The organism is Flavobacterium sandaracinum (assembly GCF_004349135.1).
Lineage (GTDB): Bacteria > Bacteroidota > Bacteroidia > Flavobacteriales > Flavobacteriaceae > Flavobacterium > Flavobacterium sandaracinum.
The window spans coordinates 24,658-48,668 of sequence record NZ_SMFN01000023.1; the positions used below are offsets into that span (position 1 = coordinate 24,658).

Annotated in this window: 20 protein-coding genes; 16 read left to right on the forward strand and 4 right to left on the reverse strand. The window is 35.2% G+C overall.

Translation table 11 applies throughout. The annotated features are described in order from the left end of the window. The first annotated feature begins 69 nt into the window (after nt 1–69). The 9 genes from E0F91_RS15165 (at nt 70) to E0F91_RS15205 (ending at nt 12,291) form a co-directional block, all read left to right on the forward strand. Nucleotides 70–2,373 carry a glycoside hydrolase family 65 protein gene (locus tag E0F91_RS15165; RefSeq protein WP_132067287.1) on the forward strand — a complete coding sequence of 768 codons (2,304 nt, stop codon included), beginning with the start codon at nt 70–72 and terminating at the stop codon, nt 2,371–2,373. Between the two features lie 399 nt (nt 2,374–2,772). Continuing rightward, nucleotides 2,773–4,578 (forward strand): glycoside hydrolase family 13 protein, encoded by a 1,806-nt coding sequence (locus E0F91_RS15170; RefSeq protein ID WP_243698916.1) that lies wholly within the window; start codon nt 2,773–2,775, stop codon nt 4,576–4,578. A 107-nt stretch (nt 4,579–4,685) separates the two neighbouring features. Further along, complete coding sequence (locus tag E0F91_RS15175; protein ID WP_132067289.1) at nt 4,686–6,344, forward strand: alpha-amylase family glycosyl hydrolase; 1,659 nt, start codon at nt 4,686–4,688, stop codon at nt 6,342–6,344. Nucleotides 6,345–6,538: 194 nt separating this feature from the next. Beyond that, on the forward strand, nt 6,539–7,096 hold the full coding sequence (locus E0F91_RS15180) for an NfeD family protein (protein WP_132067290.1): 558 nt from the start codon (nt 6,539–6,541) through the stop codon (nt 7,094–7,096). A gap of 13 nt (nt 7,097–7,109) precedes the next feature. Then, nucleotides 7,110–8,624, forward strand: coding sequence for a flotillin family protein (locus tag E0F91_RS15185; RefSeq protein ID WP_132067291.1), 1,515 nt, complete (start codon nt 7,110–7,112; stop codon nt 8,622–8,624). 116 nt (nt 8,625–8,740) lie between these two features. Continuing rightward, a complete protein-coding gene (locus tag E0F91_RS15190; protein ID WP_132067292.1) occupies nt 8,741–9,418 on the forward strand; it encodes a glycerophosphodiester phosphodiesterase in 678 nt (225 codons plus the stop codon). Between the two features lie 89 nt (nt 9,419–9,507). Next, a complete protein-coding gene (locus E0F91_RS15195; protein ID WP_132067293.1) occupies nt 9,508–9,915 on the forward strand; it encodes a GxxExxY protein in 408 nt (135 codons plus the stop codon). Between the two features lie 331 nt (nt 9,916–10,246). Continuing rightward, nucleotides 10,247–11,467: a BaiN/RdsA family NAD(P)/FAD-dependent oxidoreductase gene (locus tag E0F91_RS15200; protein WP_132067294.1), complete on the forward strand. Its 1,221-nt coding sequence runs from the start codon at nt 10,247–10,249 to the stop codon at nt 11,465–11,467. Nucleotides 11,468–11,550: 83 nt separating this feature from the next. Further along, nucleotides 11,551–12,291: a hypothetical protein gene (locus E0F91_RS15205; protein WP_132067295.1), complete on the forward strand. Its 741-nt coding sequence runs from the start codon at nt 11,551–11,553 to the stop codon at nt 12,289–12,291. A gap of 53 nt (nt 12,292–12,344) precedes the next feature. On the opposite strand, the gene E0F91_RS15210 is transcribed toward E0F91_RS15205, so the two are convergent. Further along, on the reverse strand, nt 12,345–12,821 hold the full coding sequence (locus E0F91_RS15210) for a TspO/MBR family protein (protein WP_132067296.1): 477 nt from the start codon (nt 12,819–12,821) through the stop codon (nt 12,345–12,347). A 264-nt stretch (nt 12,822–13,085) separates the two neighbouring features. Between E0F91_RS15210 and E0F91_RS15215 the strand changes: the two genes are divergently transcribed. From E0F91_RS15215 to E0F91_RS15240, 6 genes are all read left to right on the forward strand, one after another. Then, entirely contained in the window at nt 13,086–14,189 is a 1,104-nt protein-coding gene (locus tag E0F91_RS15215; protein ID WP_132067297.1) for a diphosphomevalonate decarboxylase, read from the forward strand. Nucleotides 14,190–14,231: 42 nt separating this feature from the next. Then, entirely contained in the window at nt 14,232–14,426 is a 195-nt protein-coding gene (locus E0F91_RS15220; RefSeq protein ID WP_132067298.1) for a hypothetical protein, read from the forward strand. Nucleotides 14,427–14,483: 57 nt separating this feature from the next. Then, a complete protein-coding gene (locus E0F91_RS15225) occupies nt 14,484–15,422 on the forward strand; it encodes a mevalonate kinase family protein (protein WP_132067299.1) in 939 nt (312 codons plus the stop codon). Nucleotides 15,423–15,508: 86 nt separating this feature from the next. Next, nucleotides 15,509–16,462 (forward strand): geranylgeranylglycerol-phosphate geranylgeranyltransferase, encoded by a 954-nt coding sequence (locus E0F91_RS15230; protein WP_132067300.1) that lies wholly within the window; start codon nt 15,509–15,511, stop codon nt 16,460–16,462. Between the two features lie 339 nt (nt 16,463–16,801). Next, entirely contained in the window at nt 16,802–17,710 is a 909-nt protein-coding gene (locus E0F91_RS15235; protein WP_132067301.1) for a pseudouridine synthase, read from the forward strand. Between the two features lie 83 nt (nt 17,711–17,793). Continuing rightward, nucleotides 17,794–18,156, forward strand: a complete 363-nt coding sequence (locus E0F91_RS15240; protein WP_132067302.1) for a nuclear transport factor 2 family protein — start codon at nt 17,794–17,796, stop codon at nt 18,154–18,156. 81 nt (nt 18,157–18,237) lie between these two features. Here the strand turns inward: E0F91_RS15240 and E0F91_RS15245 are convergent, their stop codons facing one another. Then, nucleotides 18,238–20,385, reverse strand: coding sequence for a M3 family metallopeptidase (locus E0F91_RS15245; RefSeq protein ID WP_132067303.1), 2,148 nt, complete (start codon nt 20,383–20,385; stop codon nt 18,238–18,240). A gap of 364 nt (nt 20,386–20,749) precedes the next feature. Between E0F91_RS15245 and E0F91_RS15250 the strand changes: the two genes are divergently transcribed. After that, a complete protein-coding gene (locus E0F91_RS15250) occupies nt 20,750–22,513 on the forward strand; it encodes a DUF885 domain-containing protein (protein WP_132067304.1) in 1,764 nt (587 codons plus the stop codon). Between the two features lie 137 nt (nt 22,514–22,650). On the opposite strand, the gene E0F91_RS17795 is transcribed toward E0F91_RS15250, so the two are convergent. Both E0F91_RS17795 and E0F91_RS15255 read right to left on the reverse strand, forming a co-directional pair. Beyond that, nucleotides 22,651–22,797 (reverse strand): hypothetical protein, encoded by a 147-nt coding sequence (locus E0F91_RS17795; RefSeq protein WP_165930145.1) that lies wholly within the window; start codon nt 22,795–22,797, stop codon nt 22,651–22,653. A 190-nt stretch (nt 22,798–22,987) separates the two neighbouring features. Continuing rightward, a complete protein-coding gene (locus tag E0F91_RS15255; protein WP_132067305.1) occupies nt 22,988–23,866 on the reverse strand; it encodes a hypothetical protein in 879 nt (292 codons plus the stop codon). Nucleotides 23,867–24,011 lie beyond the last annotated feature (145 nt).

Below are 24,011 nucleotides of genomic sequence, written 5' to 3' on the forward strand. Positions count from 1 at the left end.
GATTAGATTGAATGTGGATCACAACAATCTTTGAATTTTTAAATCATTGAATTTTTAAATTAGAAAAAAATGAATCAAGATTATATAAAACCGGATAATTGGTCTATTATAGAAGAAGGATTTGATGCCGAGTGTGTAAAATCATCCGAAAGTTTGTTCAGCATTGGTAACGGCGCCATGGGACAACGTGCTAATTTTGAAGAAAATTATACGGGAGAAACCTTCCAGGGAAGTTATATTGCCGGAATTTATTATCCAGATAAAACTAAAGTGGGCTGGTGGAAAAACGGCTATCCGGAATATTTTGCCAAAGTGTTGAATGCACCAAACTGGATTGGAATCGACATTGAAATCAACGATGAAAAACTGGATTTGAATACGTGTACTGACGTTAAAAATTTTCGCCGTGAGCTGAATATGAAAGAAGGTTGGTACCATCGTTCTTTTGAAGCTACCTTAAAAAACGGTACTGAAATTTCCGTAAATGTGCGTCGTTTTCTTTCCTTGAACTTGGATGAGGTTGGCGTTATTAATTACGAAATCACACCTTTGAATAAGGATGCAAAAATAATTTACAAACCGTATATTGATGCTGGTGTAACCAATGAAGATGCGAACTGGGAAGAAAAATTCTGGGAACCGCTTGACGTAAAAAAATCTGGAAATGAGGCTTTTGTAACCGCTCAAACGTTCAAAACTCATTTCAAAGCTACCACTTTCATGCAAAACACCATTTTGACAAATGGTGAAAAAACGGGAATTTCTCCATCTAATATTGATGCTACAGCTGATAAAATTCAATTTAGTTATGATGTCATTGTGGCTCAAGGCCAGAAATCATCGATACAAAAAATTGGTGGCTACACGGTTTCTTTAAACCATGAAAACACTATTACTGCTGCCGAAAAAGTGATTCAATCCGCTTTGGTATTAGGATATGAACAAATGTTGCAGGACCAAATTGATGCTTGGGCAAAAATTTGGGAAATGTCAGACATCACTATTGATGGCGATGTAAAAGCACAACAAGGAATTCGTTTCAATATTTTTCAGTTGAACCAAACCTATTTAGGGAAAGATTCTCGATTGAATATTGGACCAAAAGGTTTCACAGGAGAAAAATACGGTGGATCAACGTATTGGGATACCGAAGCGTATTGCATTCCGTTTTACATGGCGACCAAAGACCAAGAAGTAGCTAGAAACTTATTGACCTATCGCTACAATCAATTGGACAAAGCCATTGAAAATGCAACCAAATTAGGCTTTACAAATGGCGCTGCTTTGTATCCAATGGTAACCATGAATGGTGAAGAATGCCATAACGAATGGGAAATTACTTTTGAAGAAATTCATAGAAATGGGGCCATCGCATTTGCCATTTATAACTTTTACAGATACACAGGCGATTACAGCTACATTCCCGAAAAAGGTCTGGAAGTGCTAATAGCAATTGCTCGTTTCTGGCATCAAAGAGCAAATTTTTCGACTAATTTAAACCAATATGTGATTCTTGGTGTTACGGGTCCAAATGAATATGAGAACAACGTAAACAATAATTTCTACACGAATTACATAGCCAAATGGTGTTTGGAATATACCTATGAACAAATTAAAAAAGTGTCTCTGGAATATCCTGCTGATCACAAAAGAATTACCGAAAAAGTAAAAATCTCGGATTCCGAATTACAATCTTGGAAAAAAGTTTCGGATACTATGTATTTCCCTTTTTCAGAGGAACATAATGTATACTTGCAACAAGATGGTTTCTTGGATAAAGAATTGGTTCGCGTAGTGGATTTGGACAAAAGTCAAAGACCAATCAATCAAAAATGGTCTTGGGATCGCATTTTGCGTTCGCCTTATATCAAACAAGCCGATGTTTTACAGTGTTTTTATTTCTTCGAAGATCATTTTTCGAAAGAAGAACTAAAAAACAACTTTGAATTTTACGAATCCTTTACGGTTCATGAAAGTTCACTTTCGCCTTGCGTTCACTCGATTCAAGCCGCTTTATTAGACAAAATGGACATGGCATACACGTTTTATCTTCGAACTTCCCGCTTAGATTTGGATGATTATAACAAAGAAGTGGAAGAAGGTTGTCACATTACCTCAATGGCTGGAACCTGGATGAGTATCGTAGAAGGTTTTGGAGGGATGAGAATAAAAGAAAACACACTACATTTTTCTCCAAAAATTCCAAAAGAATGGGAAGGCTATTCGTTTAAAATTAATTTCAGAAACCAAATTTTGAAAGTAGCGATTAATCATAATGAAACTACATTCTCTATTGTTGGCGATACCGATTTGGCGATCGTAGTAAATGGAAAATCGGTTATAGTAACACCAGAAAGTTTAGCTACCGTTTAGAATAAATTAATAGAACTTGCAGTTCATTCTGTTTAGATCCGCGCTTTTATTAGCATAACAACAATCCCAATTCATTTTGGGATTGTTTATATAAGTCTGAGTCTTATTTGAATTATTCACTATATAATTAATATGAATAAAACAATGGTGCAATTTTTTTACCATATCAGTCATTTAAGGTTTATTGCTTATATGACTTATATGTTAAATATTATTTCAGTCAATTTATAGTAGGATATTAAATAGGTCAAACTACTTAATTCCTTGTCACAGGAATCTTTTTTATAAAATTCTCATTAAAATTAAATGTAATCAATGTATTTCAACATGAATAAAATTATTTCTTTACCTTTCCAAAATAGGGGTTTTTTAAAAAAAATAACCGTATTCCTTTTTTTTATGTCTGTAACGTTACACGCTCAAATCGACAAAGTAGAACCGCCTTTTTGGTATGCAGGAATGCAAAATCCAGAACTGCAAATCCTTTTTTATGGCAAAGACATTTCTCAAAACCAAGTCACGGTTTCTAATGGGATAAAAATAACCAACGTAAAAAGAACCGAGAATCCCAACTACATTTTTGTTACCATAGATACCAAAAAAGTTTCGGCATCTGATTTCGCGTTTACCTTTAAAAGTAAAAATGCAGTAACGTTTACACAAAAATACAGTTTAAAGAAACGAAGAGAGAATTCTGCGCAACGCAAAAGTTTTGATTCTTCGGATATGATGTATTTATTGATGCCAGACCGCTTTGCAAATGGAAACAGGAATAACGACAGCCAAAATTCAACCCAAGAAAAATACAATAGAGATTTACCAGGCGGAAGACATGGTGGCGATATTGAAGGAATCATAAAAAACCTGGATTACATTTCGTCCTTAGGCGCAACAGCAATTTGGAGCACACCACTTTGCGAAGACAATGATGCTGCTTATTCCTATCACACTTACGGACAATCTGACGTTTATAAAATAGATCCACGTTATGGAACCAATGCTGATTATGTTCGATTGGCTGCCGAAATGCACAAACGAGACATGAAACTGGTGATGGATTATGTGACGAATCACTGGGGAATTGAACATTGGATGATGAAAGATTTACCAACAAAAGAATGGATTAATCAATTTGATAACTACACTCAAACCAATCATAAAAGAACCGTTATTCACGACACCAACGCCTCTGAAATTGACAAAAAAATTGCCATAGACGGTTGGTTTGTTCCATCGATGCCCGATTTAAATTTGAAAAATCCGTTGACTTTAAAATACCTGATTCAAAATGCGATTTGGTGGATTGAATACGCCGATTTGGATGGTTTTAGAGTAGACACTTACAATTATTCTGATCCAAAAGGAATTGCAACTTGGACCAAATCCATCACCGATGAATACCCCAATTTTAATATTGTAGGAGAAGTTTGGATGCAAAGTCAAGCGCAAATGGCCTATTGGCAAAAAGACAGCAAAATTGCCGCTATTCAAAATTATAATTCGTACTTACCAAGTGTAATGGATTTTACTTTATATGAAGCAGCAACGAAAGTTTTCAGCGAAGATGAAGGATCATGGGAGAAGGGCATCATGAAATTGTACGACAATTTTTCAAATGATTTCTTGTATCCTAACACTAACAATATGTTGATTTTTGTCGAAAATCACGACACCAATCGCATCAATCAAACCTACGGAAACGACATTAGAAAATACAAAATGGCAATGACCGTTTTGGCAACGGTTCGCGGGATTCCACAATTGTATTATGGTAGCGAAATAGGAATGGCCGGCGACAAAAATAAAGGTGATGCGGATATCCGTCAAGATTTTCCAGGCGGTTGGGAAGGCGATCCAAACAATGCTTTTGTTAAAGAAGGAAGAACTCCGGGACAAAGTGAGTATTTTGATTTTACTTCCAAATTATTCAACTGGAGAAAAACAAAAGCGGCAATTCATACCGGAAAAATGACACATTACATTCCGGAGAACAATGTCTACGTTTATTTTAGATACAATTCGGATGAAACCATCATGGTATTACTAAACAACAGTAATGAAACCAAAACGATAAAAACAGACCGTTTCAAAGAAAACAGCACTAACTTTAAAACAGGAAAAGATGTGATTTCTGAATTAACCTTTGACATTACCAACGAAATAATAATAGAACCTAAATCGGTTTTGATTTTAGAGTTGAAATAATTTAAACCATATAAGTCATTTAAGAAAAAAACAGCAGATCTAAACTTTAAACTTAAATGACCTTACATAACTTATATGGTTCAAAAAAAATCTATAACACTACAAAAATGAAAAAATATTCAATCCCACTTTTACTATTTACCATGTTAATTTTAAGCAGTTGCTCCAGCACACAAACTCTTGCTGAGCGTAAGAAAACCCCTTTCGTTTGGGAAGGAGCGAATGTTTATTTCCTGATGACGGACCGTTTTAACAACGGCGATACTTCAAATGACATGAACTTCAACAGAAACAAAACTACGGGAAAATTGCGTGGTTTTGAAGGTGGGGATATCAAAGGGATTTCTCAAAAAATTGACGAAGGTTATTTTGATAAATTAGGAATCAATGCCATTTGGTTTACACCAATAGTAGAACAAATTCACGATGCCGTAGATGAAGGAACGGGATTGAGTTATGGCTTTCATGGCTATTGGGCCAGAGATTGGACAAACTTAGATCCTAACTTTGGAACCAAAGAAGATTTAGCTGCCTTAGTTCAAAAAGCACACGCACACGGAATCCGAATCATTCTTGATGGCGTCATCAATCATACTGGACCCGTAACTGCTGAAGATACGGTTTGGCCAAATGATTGGGTACGAACGGGACCCAATTGTGATTACAAATCGTTTGATGGGACAACCGCTTGTACACTTGTTGCTAATCTTCCGGATGTAAAAACCGAGAGCAATCAAGCAGTGGCTTTACCACCTTTTTTAATCGAAAAATGGAAAAAAGAAGGACGTTACGAACAAGAAATCAAAGAATTGGACGCGTTTTTTGCTCGTACCGGATATCCAAGAGCACCAAAATATTACATCATCAAATGGTTGACGGATTATATAGCGGATTACGGAATTGACGGCTACAGAGGCGACACTGTAAAACATACGGATGAAACGGTTTGGGCAGAATTTAAAACCCAATGCGATTACGCTTTTGAAACTTGGAAGAAAAACAATCCAACAAAAGTGCTAGATAATAATGCATTTTACACCATTGGAGAAGTATACAATTATGGCATCAGCGGCGGACAAGATTTTGATTTTGGAGACAAAAAAATTAACTATTTTAAAAATGGTTTCGACAACATGATCAATTTCGAATTTAAATGGGACGCTCAAAAAAACTATGAATTTATATTCTCTAAATATTCTGACAAGCTTCAAAATGAATTGAAAGGATACAGTGTTTTAAACTATTTATCCTCGCATGATGACGGCGGACCATTTGATGGAAATCGAACCAAAACTATAGAAAGCGGAACAAAATTATTACTGAGTCCAGGACTTTCTCAAGTATATTACGGTGACGAAAGCGCTCGTTCCTTGGTTATCGAAGGCACACAAGGTGATGCAACTTTGCGTTCGTTTATGAATTGGGAAGCTATCAAAACCAATCCTGAAACTCAAAAAACGTTGTCGCATTGGCAAAAATTGGGTCAATTCAGAAAAAATCATCCATCTGTTGGAGCAGGAATACACCAACAAATTTCAGATCAACCGTATGCTTTTTCCAGAACTTTTTCTAAAGAAAATTATTCAGATGCAGTGGTGATCGGATTGGATTTAGCGATTGGTACCAAAGAACTTTCAGTAGGTTCTATTTATTCAAACGGCACAGTATTAAAAGACGCCTACTCTGGAAAAGAAGCTACAGTTTCGAATGGAAAAGTGACAATCGATTCTGAATTTGATATCGTATTATTAGAATTAAAAAACTAAATAACAGCAAATTACAGAACTTAAAAAAATTTAATTTAGGACTTTTCGGAAAGTATAAGCTAGGTCTAAAGGCACCGATTCAATGCGATCTGTGCCTTTAGTTTTTAAGAGAAATTCGATTCCATTAAATATTATCTCCCATTTGTAACTTTTTGTAAAAAATATCATCTACTTTAGACAACCAAATCATCACTATGAATTTTTTAGAAAATTACGAACCGCTACTCAAAGCTTTTTGGTACATAGCGTTACCAGTAAGTTTATTCTTTGGACTCCAAACCATTATGACCTTTATTGGTTTAAGCGATGGAGAAACCGATGTTGATTCTGATACCGGAGACGGAGAATTACCTTTTGAAATTTTTACTTTACGGAACTTAATCAACTTTTTATTAGGATTTAGTTGGACCGGGATTTCATTTTATAATAGCATGCAAAACAAAACACTTTTGATTATTGTCTCTGTTTTAGTAGGTTTCTTTTTTGTTGCCCTTTTCTTTTTCGTAATAAAACAAATTTTAAAATTGTCTGAGAACAATAGCTTTAAAATAGAATATACACTCAACAAAACCGCACAGGTCTACTTAACCATCCCCGAATCAAAATCAGGCAAAGGCAAGGTCCTTATTAGTGTAAATGGCACTTTTCATGAATTAGATGCCATGACTTTTTCACCGGAAAATATTCCTTCAAATAGTTCTGTAAAAGTCGTAGCTATCGAAAACAACCTATTGATTGTAGAAAAAAATTAAATTAAAATAAACCATGACTGAAATTATTATTATTGTTGTTGCCGTATTTGTTGTTTTTGTAACCTTCTTAACCCTTATTTCTCGATATAAAAGATGTCCTTCGGATAAAATCCTTGTTATCTATGGCCGCACAGGTGGAACATCTGCAAAATGTGTGCATGGTGGCGGTGCTTTCATTTGGCCTGTTGTTCAAGATTTCCAGTACCTAGATTTAAAACCACTTTCTATTGATGCGAATTTAACAAATGCGCTATCGCGCCAAAATATTCGTGTCGATGTTCCTTGTCGTTTTACCATAGCTATTTCAACAGAAACAGAAAGCATGAATACAGCTGCTGAACGTTTATTAGGCTTACAGCCAGAGCAAATTCAAGAGTTAGCAAAAGATATTTTATTTGGTCAACTTCGTTTAGTCATTGCAACAATGACAATTGAAGAAATAAACTCCGATAGAGATAAATTCTTGGATAACATTTCAAAAAATGTTGATTCCGAATTAAAGAAAATTGGTTTAAAATTAATTAACGTTAACGTGACGGATATCAAAGATGAATCCGGATATATTGAAGCTTTAGGAAAAGAAGCGGCTGCGAAAGCGATCAATGAAGCAAAAATTTCCGTTGCTCAACAAGAAAAAATTGGAGAAACAGGAAAGGCAATGGCTGACCGTGAAAAAGATGTTCAAATTGCTGAAACCCATAGAGATCGCGATGTAAAAATTGCCATTACAAATAAAGACAGGGAAGTTAGTATAGCTGCCGCTTTTAAAGACGAAAGTATTGGTAAAGCAGAGGCGCAAAGAGATACGCGTGTAAAAACCTCTGAAGCCAATGCTGTTGCTATCCAAGGGGAGAATGAAGCGAGAATTGCTATTGCACAGTCCGAAGCTACGCGACGTGAACGTGAAGCGGAAGCATTGAGAACTGCTTTAGCCTCAGAAAAAGTACAAAGTGCAAGAGCATTAGAGGAGTCTTATGTGGCTGAACAAAAAGCAGAGCAGGCTCGTGCTGAAAGAGAACGTTCCACTCAAAATGCCAATGTAGTTATTCCTGCGCAAATAGCTAAAGAAAAAGCAATTATTGATGCTCAAGCAGAAGCAGAAAAAATAAGAGAATTAGCAAAAGGGGAAGCAGACGCTATCTTTGCAAAAATGGAAGCAGAAGCGAAGGGTTTATATGAAATCTTAACTAAACAGGCCGAAGGATACCGTGCAGTAGTAAGTGCCGCAGGTGGAGACCCAACAAAAGCCTTCCAATTGTTGTTAATTGAAAAATTACCAGAGTTAGTTAAAACCCAAGTTGAAGCAGTAAAAAACATCAAAATTGATAAAATCACGGTTTGGGATTCTGGAAATAATGGTGACAACGGGGCTGGCTCAACCGCAAACTTTGTTTCTGGGATGATGAAAACCGTTCCTCCACTGAATGATCTGTTTAATATGGCAGGATTAAATTTACCCTCCTATTTAAAAGGGGAAGATAAAACTGAAGATTTAGAACCAAACACCTCAACTGATGAACTGAAATAATTTTAAAAACCACAAATTTATGAAGCAGTTCACAAATTTGTACTACTAATATTGAAAGCACGTCCCTAGAGTTCGTGCTTTTTTATTTTAACTACCTTTGAAAAAAATAACTGAAAATGCTCAAAATTGGACATCGTGGCGCAAAAGGATATGAACCAGAGAACACGTTGGTTTCGTTCCAAAAAGCATTAGATATGCAAGTAGACGGCATTGAACTCGACGTGCATTTGAGTGCTGATGGCGAAACAATCGTTATTCACGACGAAACTATTGACCGAACGACCAATGGAAAAGGGTTCGTAAATGCATTATCTTTATGCGAATTAAAAGCTTTTCGAATAGACGAGAAATACGAAATTCCAACACTGAAGGAGGTTTTTGATTTGGCAAACCAAGACTGTTTTATCAATATTGAACTCAAAAGTCATGAAGCAGCAGAGAAAGTGGTCACACTGATTGAAACTTATGTTGCAAAAAAAGGTTGGAAATACGACCGTTTTTTAATATCTAGTTTTGATTGGAATGCACTCCAACAAGTGGCGTTTTTAAATGATAAAATCCCTATTGGAGTTTTAACAGAGACGGATTTAGACTTGGCTTTGGCTTTCGCCAAATTTATTCGAGCAAGATCCATTCACCCGAATTTTCATCTATTGACCAAAGTAAATACGGCACAAATCCAAGTAAAAGGATTCGATGTTTTCCCTTGGACAATTAATGAATTAGAAGACATTCAAAAAATAAAAACCTTCAACGTAAACGGAATCATCACTGATTTTCCCAATAGAATATGAACTAGAATATTGTATTTTTGACAAAATGTTTTTTTCTCTACCATTAAGAAAATTAAGTCAATTAAGTAACTAGGTAAAAGTTTCAATTCATGACAAAAAAAGAGATTACACAATTATCTTATGAAATTATTGGTTACGCAATAAAAGTTCATAAAAAACTAGGACCCGGTCTACTAGAAAAAATTTATGAAGAATGCTTAAAATATGAATTAGAAAAAAACGGGTATAATGTAAAACAACAATTAAATGTTGAAATAGATTACTACGATTTAGAACTCGCACATCCATTACGTTTGGACTTGCTGGTAAATGAATCAATTATTGTTGAGTTAAAAACTGTGGAGAAATTTCATCCAATTGACGAAGCAAAACTACTCACCTACATGAAATTATTAGGCATGCCACAAGGATTACTAATCAATTTCAATACTATTAACATTTCAAAATCGTGTAAGCCTTTAATTAACGAGTATTTTTTACGACTATCTGATGAATAACTTAAAAGTGCTGAATGATTAAGAAATTTACAGTAACAACAACTTAAATCTCTTAACTCTCTTAACTCTCTTAATTGTTAAAAAAAATAATTAAACAATTAAGGAAATTAAGGTCATTAAGAAATTTACAGTAACAATAACTTAAATCTCTTAATTGTTAAAAAGAAATGATGCAACAATTAAGGAAATTTGAGATCATTAAGAAAATTACAGTAACACTAAAAACTTAATTAGCTTTACTCTCTTAATGGTTCAAAAAAAATAATAAAACAATTAAGGGAACTACATTTGCATAAAAACTTAACGACCTAACTCTAGCAATAGATAATAAATGAATCAAAATTTCGACATAATAATAGTAGGCGGTGGTGCAGCGGGCTTTTTTACAGCCATTAACATCGTGGAGAAAAATCCAAAACTAAAAGTGGCGATTTTAGAACGCGGTGCAGAGGTACTCCAGAAAGTGCGCATCTCAGGCGGTGGACGCTGCAACGTAACGCACGCTTGTTTTGAACCCAATGAATTGGTAAAATTTTATCCGCGTGGCGAGAAAGAATTGCGTGGTCCATTTCATCAATTTTGCTCTGGCGATACCATTGAATGGTTCGAAAAACATGGTGTCGAACTCAAAATTGAAGCAGACGGACGCATGTTTCCGGTCTCCAACTCATCGCAAACCATTATTGATTGTTTTCTAAAAGCGACACAAAAACTAGGAATTGCAGTACTTACAGGACAAAGCGTACAATCCATTTTCAATCCAGAAGTCTCTGGAGAAAAATTTTGGAAAATAGAAACCCAAACTGAAAATTATCTTGCCGAAAAACTGATTCTAGCTACCGGAAGCAATCCTAAAATCTGGGAAATGCTGCAGTCTTTTGGGCATGCAGTAATTACTCCAGTCCCTTCCCTATTCACGTTTAATATCAAAGATTCTAGAATAAAAGAATTACCTGGTGTTGCCGCTTTAGCAACCGTAAAAGTAAAAGATACCAAACTTACTTCCACAGGACCTTTATTGATCACGCATTGGGGAATGAGTGGACCCGCAATTTTGAAACTCTCCGCTTGGGGCGCCCGAATCTTGCATGATAAAAATTATCAATTTACCATTTTCGTAAATTGGTTGAATGACGCAGACCAAGAAGATGTAGAGAAAAAGCTAAAAGAATTAAAGCAAGAACACGCAAAAAAGTCAGTATCAAAAAAATCACCATTTGAAATCACCAACAGATTATGGGAAAGTTTAGTCCTCGCTTCAGGAATTGAAGCGGAAACGAAATGGGCCGATTTGTCCAAGATACAATTGCAAAATCTAGCGAATCAATTAACGAATGGAACTTTTCAAGTCAACGGAAAAAGTACCTTTAAAGAAGAATTTGTAACAGCTGGCGGTATCGATTTAAAAGAAATTAACTTCAAAACTATGGAGAGCAAACTCCATGAGAATCTTTATTTTGCTGGTGAAATCGTCAATATTGATGCCATTACCGGTGGATTTAATTTTCAAAATGCGTGGACAAGCGGGTTTATTGTGGCGAATGCTATATAAATTTAATTAACAAGAGTTTAAAACTTCAGTAAGTTTTATTTAAGAAGATTCTGATAACTTTACTACTATAATATCAGATCTTTATGAAAACAAAACTACTCGTTTCTATTTGTACTTTTATACTTTATCAAAGTGGTTTTGCACAAGCAAGCGAACGCATTCAAGGACAAGTACACTTTGATAAAACCGCCGCGACTAAAGTTGAAGTAATCAATGCAACCTCCAAAACCGTTGTCTTATCTGATACTGATGGGAATTTTACAATTAATATTGAAATTAATGATATTTTGGTTTTTGTCGCAAAAAATCATGAAATAAAAGAAATAAAAATTTCAGTAGCAGTCTTAAATCAAGGTGCTCTTACAGTCACATTATCCTCTAAAGTAGAGGAACTAAAAGAAGTAGTCGTGCAAAACAGTCCATCAATCAAATTAAGTAAAGATGCGAAATGGGAACAAGCAAAACTGGATCAATACGCTCTTGAAAAAAATGCAAATTCCCTAAAAAATCCCGGCGTTTACACTGGTACCATTGAGAACGGCATGGATTTAATGCGTATTGGAGGAATGATTTTTAAACTATTTAAAAAAGAGAAAGAGGTAGCTGCTGACAAAGGCCCACTTTTAGCTTTTACTGACGCTGCAAAAACGAGATGTAAAGCTGATTTTTTTACCGAAACCTTACAGCTAAAGCCAGCACAAATTGATGATTTTTTGGCTTTTTGTGCCAAAGACCCAAAAGCTGATCTTATAGCTAGCGAAAGAAATGAACTGATGTTAATGGAATTTATGAGTACAAAAATTTTACAATACAAACCCGATTAAACTTTGTGCCGAATTAACATAAAAAGACTCCTAACTGAAATAAAGCCTAGCAATTACCTATTCAACCACCAAATACTACCATTCAAAACCGCAGCAAAACTTACCCAAGCCAAATACGGAATAAACAAATAACCCGCAATTTTATTAATTTTGGCAAACTGAATGTAGGTTTCAAAAATCATCAACCACAAAACAATAATCTCTAAACCGGCTAACATCGGATTTCGTAATCCGAAGAATAAATAGGACCACAAAGCATTTAAAGCCAATTGAATTGCGAAGAAAATCAATGCTTTTTTTACCAGTTCACGCTCTGCTTCTATTCGGTTCCAAACCAAACCTGCCGCAACACCCATCATCACATAAAGCATACTCCAAACCGGTGCAAAAACCCAATTGGGCGGATTAAAACCTGGTTTAATCAACGTAGGATACCAAGTAGTGATCGCAGAGCGAGTTACGTTTCCTGAGAAATAACCAATAACAAGACACGTTACAACAACAGCTAATATTCGGGTGATTTTATTCATTTTGATGTGTTTTACAATTTACAAATCTAATGAAATCTTATTCACATTTCAAGTAAACAACATAAAGGTTCGTTACACGGCCGTAGTATCGCAGCTTTAAACAGCAAGTATAATTTTAAAAAAATACAAGCTAGAATCACATTCAGCCAGACCTACAATTAAAGGAACGAATAAAAAAAACGAATACCATTACCAATCATTTAAAAAAAATCTGCGAATCAGCGGTTCCAAAAAAAAAGTATCTTTGCGTAAATTTTATCATTCATGATTTCAGCAAACGATTTTATTCCATCAAAATATACGCATTCGGTTGAAAGTGGTTTTTTTCAATGGAGCGCACCCAGTAATATTGCCCTTGTCAAATACTGGGGCAAAAAAGACAATCAGATTCCAGCAAATCCATCGGTGAGTTTTACACTGAATAATTGTAAAACGATTACCAAATTGGCTTTCGCCAAAAAAAACATTTCGACTGCGCTCAATGTAACGGCTAATAATTTCTCTTTTGATTTGCTTTTTGAAGGCCAACCAAAAGAGGATTTCAAACCGAAAATTCAAAAATTTCTGGAGCGCATCGAAATCTATTTGCCGTTTTTAAAAGACTATCATTTTACGATTGATACCGAAAATACCTTTCCACACAGTTCGGGAATTGCATCTTCTGCCTCTGGAATGGCTGCTTTGGCTATGAATTTGATGAGTTTAGAAAAGGCATTAAACCCGGAAATGACCGAGGATTATTTCTACCAAAAAGCATCTTTGTTAGCGCGTTTAGGTTCTGGAAGTGCTTGCCGTAGTGTAAAAGGACAAGTCGTGGTTTGGGGCAATCATGCAAATATCTCTGAAAGTTCTGATTTATTTGGAGTGGAATTTCCGCGTGCGATTCATGCTAATTTTACAAATTTTCAAGACACTATTTTACTGGTTGACAAAGGCGAAAAACAAGTTTCGAGCACCCTTGGCCATGATTTGATGCACAACCACCCTTTTGCCGAAAGGCGATTTGCACAAGCGCATGAAAACTTAAACCAACTGATTGCAATTTTCGAAAGTGGAAATCTGGATGAATTCATCAAAATTGTGGAGAGTGAAGCCTTGACATTGCATGCCATGATGATGACCTCGATGCCGTATTTTATCTTGATGAAACCAAACACTTTAGAGATCATAAATGCGATTTGGAAATTCAGAAACGAAACTAAAATACCGGTTTGTTTCACCCTAGATGCTGGTGCTAATGTACACGTTTTATATCCCGAAAACGTTAGCGAAAAAGTTTTACAATTTATTCAGAACGAATTAGTTGGCTATTGCCAAAATGGTCAGTACATTTGTGACAAAATTGGAAATGGTGCTGTGTTGATTTAAAGTATTTTTTAGCTATCTTTATTTTTTTTAAAGAGCTGAGGTATGGATATTCAATCGGAGAAATTAGAACTGATTAAATTGGTGTTAGAAACACATGACATTGCTGTAATCGAGGCCATAAAAAATATTTTCAAAGCACAAAAAAAAGACGTTTGGAGTGATTTATCTCCTGAACAACAAGAAGAAATTGATTTAGGCATTCTAGAAGCCAATCGCGGAGATCAAGTTGATTTATAAAATTACATACTAAAAATACCTAATTACCAACCCCAAATTGTTAATTTACAACACTATATGAAAGGACCTTTGTTTTACTCAAAAATATTACTCTTTGGAGAATACGGAATTATTCGTGACTCAAAAGGGCTTTCAATTCCTTATAATTTTTATAATGGTGCGCTAAAAAAAGAGGAAAACCCATCTGATGAAGCGATCAAATCTAATGGTCACTTGAAACGATTTGTAACGTATTTAGAAACGTTGCAAAACGAACAACCTAAATTAGTCACTTTTGATTTAGCACTTTTAAAAGACGATGTTGAGAGTGGAATGTATTTTGATTCCAGCATTCCTCAAGGATATGGTGTAGGTAGTAGTGGCGCATTGGTAGCTGCGATTTATGATAAATATGCACAAAATAAAATCACGGTTTTAGAGAACTTAACCCGTGAAAAATTATTGCAGTTAAAAAATATATTTTCTCAAATGGAGAGTTTTTTCCACGGGAAAAGCTCTGGTTTAGACCCTTTAAACAGTTATTTGAGTATTCCAATTTTGATTAACTCCAAAGACAATATTGAAGCGACCGGAATTCCAACACAAAGTTTTGACGGAAAAGGCGCTGTATTTTTGTTAGATTCAGGTATTGTAGGCGAAACCGCTCCTATGGTCAATATTTTTATGGAAAGCTTGAAAGACAAAGGTTTTAGAGCGATGTTGAAAAATCAATTTGTAAAATATACGGATGCTTGCGTAGAAAATTTCCTTGGTGGAGACATGAAATCATTGTTCATGAATACTAAAAAATTATCGAAAGTGGTTTTGAATAACTTCAAACCAATGATTCCAGAACAATTCCACGGAATTTGGCAACAAGGCATTGACAGCAATGATTATTATTTAAAACTTTGCGGTTCTGGTGGCGGTGGCTACATTTTAGGTTTTACCGAAGATTTAGAAAAAGCCAAAGCATCGCTGAAAGATTATAAATTAGAAGTAGTATACCAGTTTTAAATATTCTCTCCCAAACCCAAAAAATAAGGAGACGCAAACCTAATGGCCTCCTTACTAATTGGAGGCACATTCTTAAATAAATCAAAATGTTAAGCAGGCAAAACAAACTTCTTTTAATGAAAATTGCAAGTTTGTTCTCTGTTGTAAGAGGCTATAACATACCAGTAATTATTTTAGCGCAATACCTTTCGGCAGTATTTATTCTGGCTCCAGAAAAAAGAGCGCTGGATGTTTTACTAGATTTCAATCTATTCATTCTGGTTTTTGCCTCTTCACTTACGATTGCTTCCGGTTATATCATCAATAACTTTTATGACAGCCAAAAGGATTTAATCAATCGTCCAAACAAATCAATGTTGGATCGATTGGTGAGTCAAAAAACAAAACTAAACGTCTATTTTACGTTGAATTTTATTGTTGCCTTAATGGCGTTGTTTGTTTCTTGGCGCGTATTTTTATTCTTTTCAGCGTATATCTTTTTCATTTGGTTTTATTCCCATAAAATAAAAAAATACCCAATAATAGGAAACCTAATGGCTGCTTTACTGGCGGTTTTACCTTTTTTTGCGATACTACTGTATTTTTACACTCGGATTCCATTTGAAGAAATTGAAAATTACAAACAGCAACTTGGATTGATTTTCGCACATGCGTCCTTCTTGTTTTTACTTTTACTGATTCGGGAAATGATCAAAGATCTAGAAAACCTGAAAGGAGACTTAGTCAATGATTATAAAACGATTCCAATAGTTTATGGTGAGGAAATATCAAAAATAACCATCACGGTATTGACCATTCTGACTGTTTTACCCGTTTATGCATTGATTGATATTTATGATGTGGGCTATATGGATATTTATTTTTATTCTTGTCTGATTATCTTAATTTTCTTCTTGCTTTACTTGTGGAAATCCAATGCGAAACCACAGTTTTTGCTACTTCACAACGTATTGAAATTCCTTATTGTTGCCGGAGTATTTTGCATTGTCTTGATTAATCCAAGTGTTTTATGGCATGGAAAAAGATTGTTGATGGTTTAATGTTGCCTTTTTCCAAATTATAAAAAGGATAAAAAAAACATTCTCGAAATGCGCCTATATTACCCGACTATCTTAGCCCCGATTACTTAACCTAGTCTTTATTCACATCGGAGTTCAGTGAATTTCATTTGCAACGGCATCCTTTTTCTTTTTCCTTTAAAAAGAAAAAGATAGAGTGGAAAGCGGGACATCGAAGATTCAGCGCAGCTAAATAGCTCCAAAAAATCACGCTAAAATATATTAATTGGCTTATTAACTAGACAGTTAGCGTTTTTATAATTGGTGGTTATTGATTGTCAAGTATATAAATAGTATCTTTGCACAAATTATTGGAATATTATGAATAACAAGGAAGGCAATAATAAGAAAAGTGGTCCAAGAGCAGCTAGCTCAAGACCCAGTTCAAATAAGCCAAAACCTGCCATGCAGAAGCGCGCTCAAGGGCCGAAAAAAGTTAAAGTTACTACTAAAGTTGCCGATATCGCTGCTGATAAAGTAGAGAAAAAACCAAATCAAGCACCAAAGAGACCGAAAGTAAAAGACGAAATTCGTTTGAATAAATACATTGCTAATTCAGGTGCGTGCTCGCGTCGTGATGCGGATATTTACATTCAATCCGGTACTGTAAAAGTAAACGGAATTCCTGTTACCGAAATGGGATACATGGTAAAACCAGGTGATGTTGTGAATTTTGACGGGTCTACTTTGACACCGGAGAAAAAAGTATACATCTTACTGAACAAACCTAAAAACTTTACCACTGCGATGGACGAAGGTCAGGAATATCGTAATGTTTTAGAATTGGTAAAAGGTTCTACTACTGCAAAAATTGGTGCAGTTGGGAGAATGGACAAGAATACAACTGGTTTGTTATTGTTCACAAATGATACGGACATGATTCGTAAATTTACGTTACCAAGTCAAAAATCATCTAAAATTTACCAAGTTTCACTAGACAAAAACTTGAAGTTTGAGGATTTAGAAAAAATAAATAAAGGTTTGACGCTTGACGGACACCGCGTTTTTGTGGAAGATGTAAGCTACATTGAAGGTGAAGCGAAAAGTGAAATTGGATTGCAGTTAAGATCATCCAATGTAAAAGTGGTTCGTAATATCTTTGAACATTTCAGTTATGATGTATTGCGTATTGACCGCGTTTCGTTTGCTGGATTGACCAAAAAGAATTTGCCAAGAGGAAACTGGAGATTGCTTACTGAACAAGAAATTATCAATTTGAAGAACGTTTAATATTTCTTTGAAATTATACAATGAAATCCCTTTCGCATAGCGAAATGGGATTTTTTTAATTAAAAATTCAATCCTAAATAAGTATGACACCAGAAAAATTACAATCAATTGCTTTTAAATGGTTTGAAACTTTCAATAATAAAGAATTAGAAAAATTATTGTCTTTATATGACGAAGATGCTGTTCATTTTAGTCCAAAACTAAAAATGTACAAACCGGAAAGTAACGGCTTTGTTACCGGTAAAGAAGCCTTGCGAGAATGGTGGAAAGATGCTTTTGAGCGTTTACCAAGCTTGAATTACAAAGTAAAATCGCTTACTGCCAATGGCGACCGCGTTTTCATGGAATACATCAGAACAGTTATTGGTGAAGAAGATTTATTGGTAGCGGAAGTATTGGACATTAGAGAAGACAAAATAATTGCTTCCCGAGTGTATCACGGATAAAAACCGATTTTGATTAGAAACAAAAAACCCTACGACAATTTATTTATGTCGTAGGGTTTTTGCTTTAGAAGAAAATTATAATTATCCTTTTATTTTTTTAACGGGTTCTTCTTTTTTGTCCAGACCACGTTTTCTCAACAGCGGCTCAATACTAGGTTCAGCACCACGGAAACGTTTGTACAACACCATCGGATCTTCGGTTCCTCCTTTTTCCAAAACATTCTCACGGAATAATTTGGCTTTTTCTGGATTAAACAAAGTAGTCGTTTTAAACGCTTCAAAAGCATCGGTATCTAAAACTCCTGACCAAATGTAACTGTAATATCCAGAAGAATATCCTCCAGAGAATATATGGCTGAAATACGTGCTTCTATACCTTGGAATAATAGAGGAAATCAAACCAATTTTTGTCATTGCTGCTTTTTCGAAAGCGTTTGCATCAACAGTAATGTCTTTGGTTTGAGAATGGTATTCTAAATCCAATAAAGAAGCCGCAAGGTATTCCGTTGTGGCAAAACCTTGATCAAAAGTTCCTGCTTTTTTCAATTTATTTACTAGTGCTTCTGGAATCACTTCGCCTGTTTTATAATGCTTTGCATACATTTTTAAAACCTCGGGTTCAGCCGCCCAGTTTTCCATAATTTGGGAAGGAAGTTCCACGAAATCTCTTGGAACACTTGTTCCTGCTAAACTTTTGTACGTTACATTCGATAATAATCCGTGTAAGGAATGTCCGAATTCATGGAAGAAAGTCGTCACTTCATCAAAAGTCAAAAGTGCCGGAGCATTTGCTGAAGGTTTTGTAAAATTACAAACGATAGAAACTACCGGAGCAACACGTTTTCCATCCACCGTTTTCTGACTTCTGTAGGAGGTCATCCATGCACCGCCACGTTTCGATTCACGAGGATGAAAATCCATGTACAAAACACCCAGATGCGTACCGTCTTTTTCTAAAACCTCCCAAACGGTTGCGTCTTCGTGGTATTTTGGAACATTAGTCAACGCTTTGAATTGTATTCCGTACAATTTTTCGGTTACCTGAAAAACACCTTTTCTAACATTATCTAAACTGAAATACGGTTTCAATTCTTCTTCGTCAAGATCAAAACGTTCTTTTCTGATTTTCTCTGTATAATATCTCCAGTCGTAGGGTTGAACAGCGCCTTTTATTCCTTCTTTAGCCATCATTTTCTGAATATCGGCGGCTTCTGTTTTGGCAATTTCCAAAGCTGGTTTCCACAAATCATTCAACAGCTTGTTTACATTTTCCGGTGTTTTAGCCATCGATTCCTCCAACACATAATTGGAATGCGATTTAAATCCTAACAATCTCGCTTTTTGCCCACGAAGATTCGCTAAATCTACTGCATTCTTCTTATTATCAAAAGCATCGTCGTGGTTGCCTCTGGTTTGGTAGGCATTCCAAATTTGCTTACGCAATTCTCGGTTGGAACTGTATTGCAAAAACGGCATCACGCTAGAATTAGAAAGGGTAAAAACCCATTTTCCCTCTTTGCCTTTTGCTTTAGCATCAACAGCGGCAGCATCGATTAATCCCTGTGGCAATCCGGCCAAGTCTTTTTTATTATCAATAACCAACTCGTAGGAATTGGTCTCCGCCAAAATATTTTGTCCGTATTTTAAACTAGTCAGCGAAAGATCTCCGTTTATTTTACGCAATATTTCTTTATCCGCATTGGATAAATTAGCACCACTTCGAACGAAATCTTTGTACGCATTATCTAAAATTTTAGCTTGTTCTAAATTTAAGCCTAATGTTTCTTTTTTGTCCCAAAGCGTTTTCACTTTTGCGAATAATTTCTCGTTTAAGTAAATATTATCTCGGTGTGCAGAAAGATTTGGCGCCGTTTCTTTGGCAATATTCTGAATTTCTTTATTGGTATTAGCCGAATTCAGATTAGAAAAAACCGTGTTTACATTCGATAATAATTCCCCTGCGTTTTCCATGGCAAGAATCGTATTTTCAAAAGTGGCAGGCTCCGTATTATTTGCAATAGCATTAATCTCCACTTGATGTTTACTGATTCCTTCTAAAATGGCGGGTTTAAAATGTTCGTTTTTAATTTTGTCGAAAGGCGGCACATTAAACGGCGTGTCATAAGCTTGAAAAAATGGATTCATAGTGGTGTTTTCTTTTTTCTCTTGTGCTTCAATTGTTAGCATATTCCCAATGACTAACAAAATGAAAAAGGATTTTTTTCTCATTTGAGTTTAATTAATTAGAATCGTAAATTTAGCCGAAATCTATTCAAACCAAGAACTACAGCGGCGCCTTAACTAAATTTTGTGAAAAAAGAAATAGTACTTTACTAAACCTCTACCTAATCTAAGTAATAACAATAAAGCAATGACGTATTTTTTTTTACCATATAAGTCATTGAAGTTTCATTTGTGTAAGAATGATAACTTTAGCAATAATAAGGTCATTTAAGATTTAATACTTACATGACTTTTTATGTTAAATAGTATTTCACTCCTTTTATAGTACGGCAATAAATAAGTCCAACTACTTAGTATAGGAAATTAAAAAAAAGAATAAATTAGCTAAATCTATAATCAAACATTCATTATGAGAAAAATAACCACTCTTTTCTTTGCAATAACAGGTTCTTTGCTGCTAGTTAATTGCAAATCCGAAGATAAAAAAGAAGATTTTACCAGTTTAACAAAAAACTATTTTGACGACAAAAATGCTTTAGATCCTTTGGGAGCAACGCAAAGTGGTCAAAACCAATACAACGATCAGCTGCAATTTGAGATGACGGACAGTTTTAGAAACTCGCAAGAAGCTTTTTTTGACAAATACCAAACTGCTTTAAATAAAATTGATAGAGAAAATTTATCCGAGGAAGAAAAAAACAGTTACGAAATCATCAAATGGGAAGTTGAAATTGGTAAAGATTTATTAAAACAACCTACCAATTTGCTTCCCGTTCATCAATTTTGGGGTACACACCTCACTATGGGACAGTTTGCGGGAGGAACCAGCGCACAACCTTTTAAAACTGAAGAGGATTATAAAAACTTTTTAAAAAGAATGGATAAATACGCTGTTTGGATAGATTCAGCGATGGTGTATATGAAAAAAGGATTAGACAAAGGAGTTGTTTTACCAAAATCACTAACGGTAAAATTGATTCCACAATTTGCCGAAATGGCTACGCCAAATATTGAAGACAATCTATTCTACTCGGCTATAAAATTAATGCCAGCTTCGTTTCCTGAAAGTATCAAAGAAGATTTAACGGCAAAATATACAGCGACAATCAATACCAAACTGATTCCGCAGTATAAGAAGATGGCTGATTTTTTGAATAAAGAATATCTTCCTGCTTCCAGAGCAACCAGCGGAATTGGAAGTTTGCCTTTTGGAAAAGAGTTATATGCCGCTTACGTAAAACAATGGACTACTACTGATATGACTCCAGAAGCCATTCATGAATTAGGACTAAAAGAAGTGGCTCGATTGACTGCCGAAATGGAAAAGGTAAAAACGCAAGTCGGTTTCAAAGGCACATTATTGGAATTCTTTGAGGAAGTTCGAAACAAAAAAGAACTAAAACCCTTTACCAAACCAGAGGAAGTTATTGCAAATTTTCAAAGCATTTACACCCGTATCAAACCGAATGTAGATAAATTATTCGCCTTACAACCTAAAACGAAATTTGAAATCAGACGCACCGAAGCTTTTAGAGAGCAAACGGCTAGTGCGGAATACAACCAAGGAACGGCTGACGGCACGCGTCCCGGTATTTTCTATGTTCCAATTCCCGATGTAGCCAATTATAATATGTATGGTGATGAAGATTTGTTTTTGCATGAAGCAATTCCGGGACATCATTTCCAAATTTCTTTGCAACAAGAAAATGAGAGTCTTCCTGATTTTAGAAAATTCAATTGGTTTGGCGCGTATGGCGAAGGTTGGGCTTTGTACACGGAAAGTTTAGGAAAAGAATTGGGTTTGTATCAAGATCCGTACCAGTATTTTGGGATGTTGGGCAATGAAATGCACCGAGCAGTTCGCTTAGTAGTAGATACAGGATTACACTCCAAAGGGTGGACCAGAGAGCAAGCCATTAAATATTCGTTAGCAAACGAAGCCGAAAGTGAAGCGAGTATTATTCCAGAAATCGAACGCTACATGGCGATTCCAGGACAAGCTTTATCGTATAAGATTGGCCAGTTGAAGATTATGGAGCTGCGCAAAAAAGCGGAAACTAAGATGGGTATTACATTTGATATTAAGAAATTTCACGAAAAAGTATTAGAGTCTGGCGTAATGCCATTGGCATTATTAGAAAAGAAAATTAATGCTTGGATTGAGAATAAATAATTATTAAAAGTAGGTATAAAAAAGCTTCTCCATTGAGTATGCCCCAAAAAGTTAGATACTTATTGGGGCATTTTTTTTGTGCGGATCAAAGATCTTAATAATTTCGTTAAGGTATCCAAAAAGTTCAAGCCACTTTCTCAATCCTGTATTTCCCCTCTTATTGGATATACCATTACATCCATTAGTTCATTACCAGAAGCTATCGGTTTATCTTGGTGAATTTCTTCGAAAAATTCTTCAATACTGTTTAGTTTCTCTACTATAATTTCAAAGGGATTTTTCATATTTAATATAAAGTAAAGAAAGAGACCTTATTTAAAAGCTGATTTTTAACACTTTTAAACCTAATACCAACTTGCAATACCACTAATTCTACTTTGCTAAAGATATGCTATAAAAAAAATAGCAATTTCGTTCCGTCGGATAAAAATAACGACCGTAGAGAGACCGTTTGAATGTTTCAGCAGTCAAGGCTTACTTGACATACTTATCTATCATATATTGGGTAATCGGTTTTAACGTTTTATCATTTTCAGGATGAAAACCTGGACCATTAAAAAAATCAAGACGATCTCCATTTTTACAATACCATAAAACAGGTTTATTATGCTTAAAAAAAGTTGTTGTATCCGACACCTCAATTTTTTTAAAACCTAACATATTTTGATTTATCGGTAGTTTGGAATAGAGGTTTACAATCCCGACTTCTTCAGTTTCACACTCCACCACTTCATAATGGTCTTTTTGCCATTGCATACACGGTTTTTTTGAAAAATACCAATACCCGAAACCAACTAAGACTAAAATCAGAAACATCGCTGGAATAATTTTCGGCGTGTGTAAAAATCGCATTTGCTTTTTCACCAAAAACGATGATTGAATTATGCTCTCATCCCCACGGTTGTCAATTATTGCCCTTTTATCTTCAACGGTAACTCGGTGCACAACACTATTTTCATTACTGTCAGCAAGACTACTCTCTTTTTTTAACGATTCTGTTTTTGAAAATTTAAGATACGGTCTTGGATTAAAATCGACCAATATTGCTGCAATATTCACCGCTTCAATATCAGTTAAATCCGTTTCTCCCTTAAAAAAGGTTTCAATTGGCCTGAATCTATCTGTTTGCTCTTTTAATTTATTGGAGCAATTTGGAAGAAAATCAAATTGAAAAAAAGCAGAAAAGCTTTTTAAATCGTCAGCGTTTGCCTCATTTTTAAATATCTCGCCACACAATTTCCTCAATTTAGCGCGAGAAGGATTTAGCAAAAAACTCGAATGACTTCCCCTTTTTTCTCTCTCATACTTCAATTGAATAGCTGCTTTATAATCTTCTAAAGTATTTTTCACCATAAGCTTAAAGGAATTTTTAGGAATTATCAGGAATCCTTCGTCATACTGGGAATCATAGGAATTCCGTATCAATTTTACTTCAGAAGCATCAGTACTTTGCCTCAGAATTAGTTGTTGTTCTATTTCGCGATACGAACAAATGTAC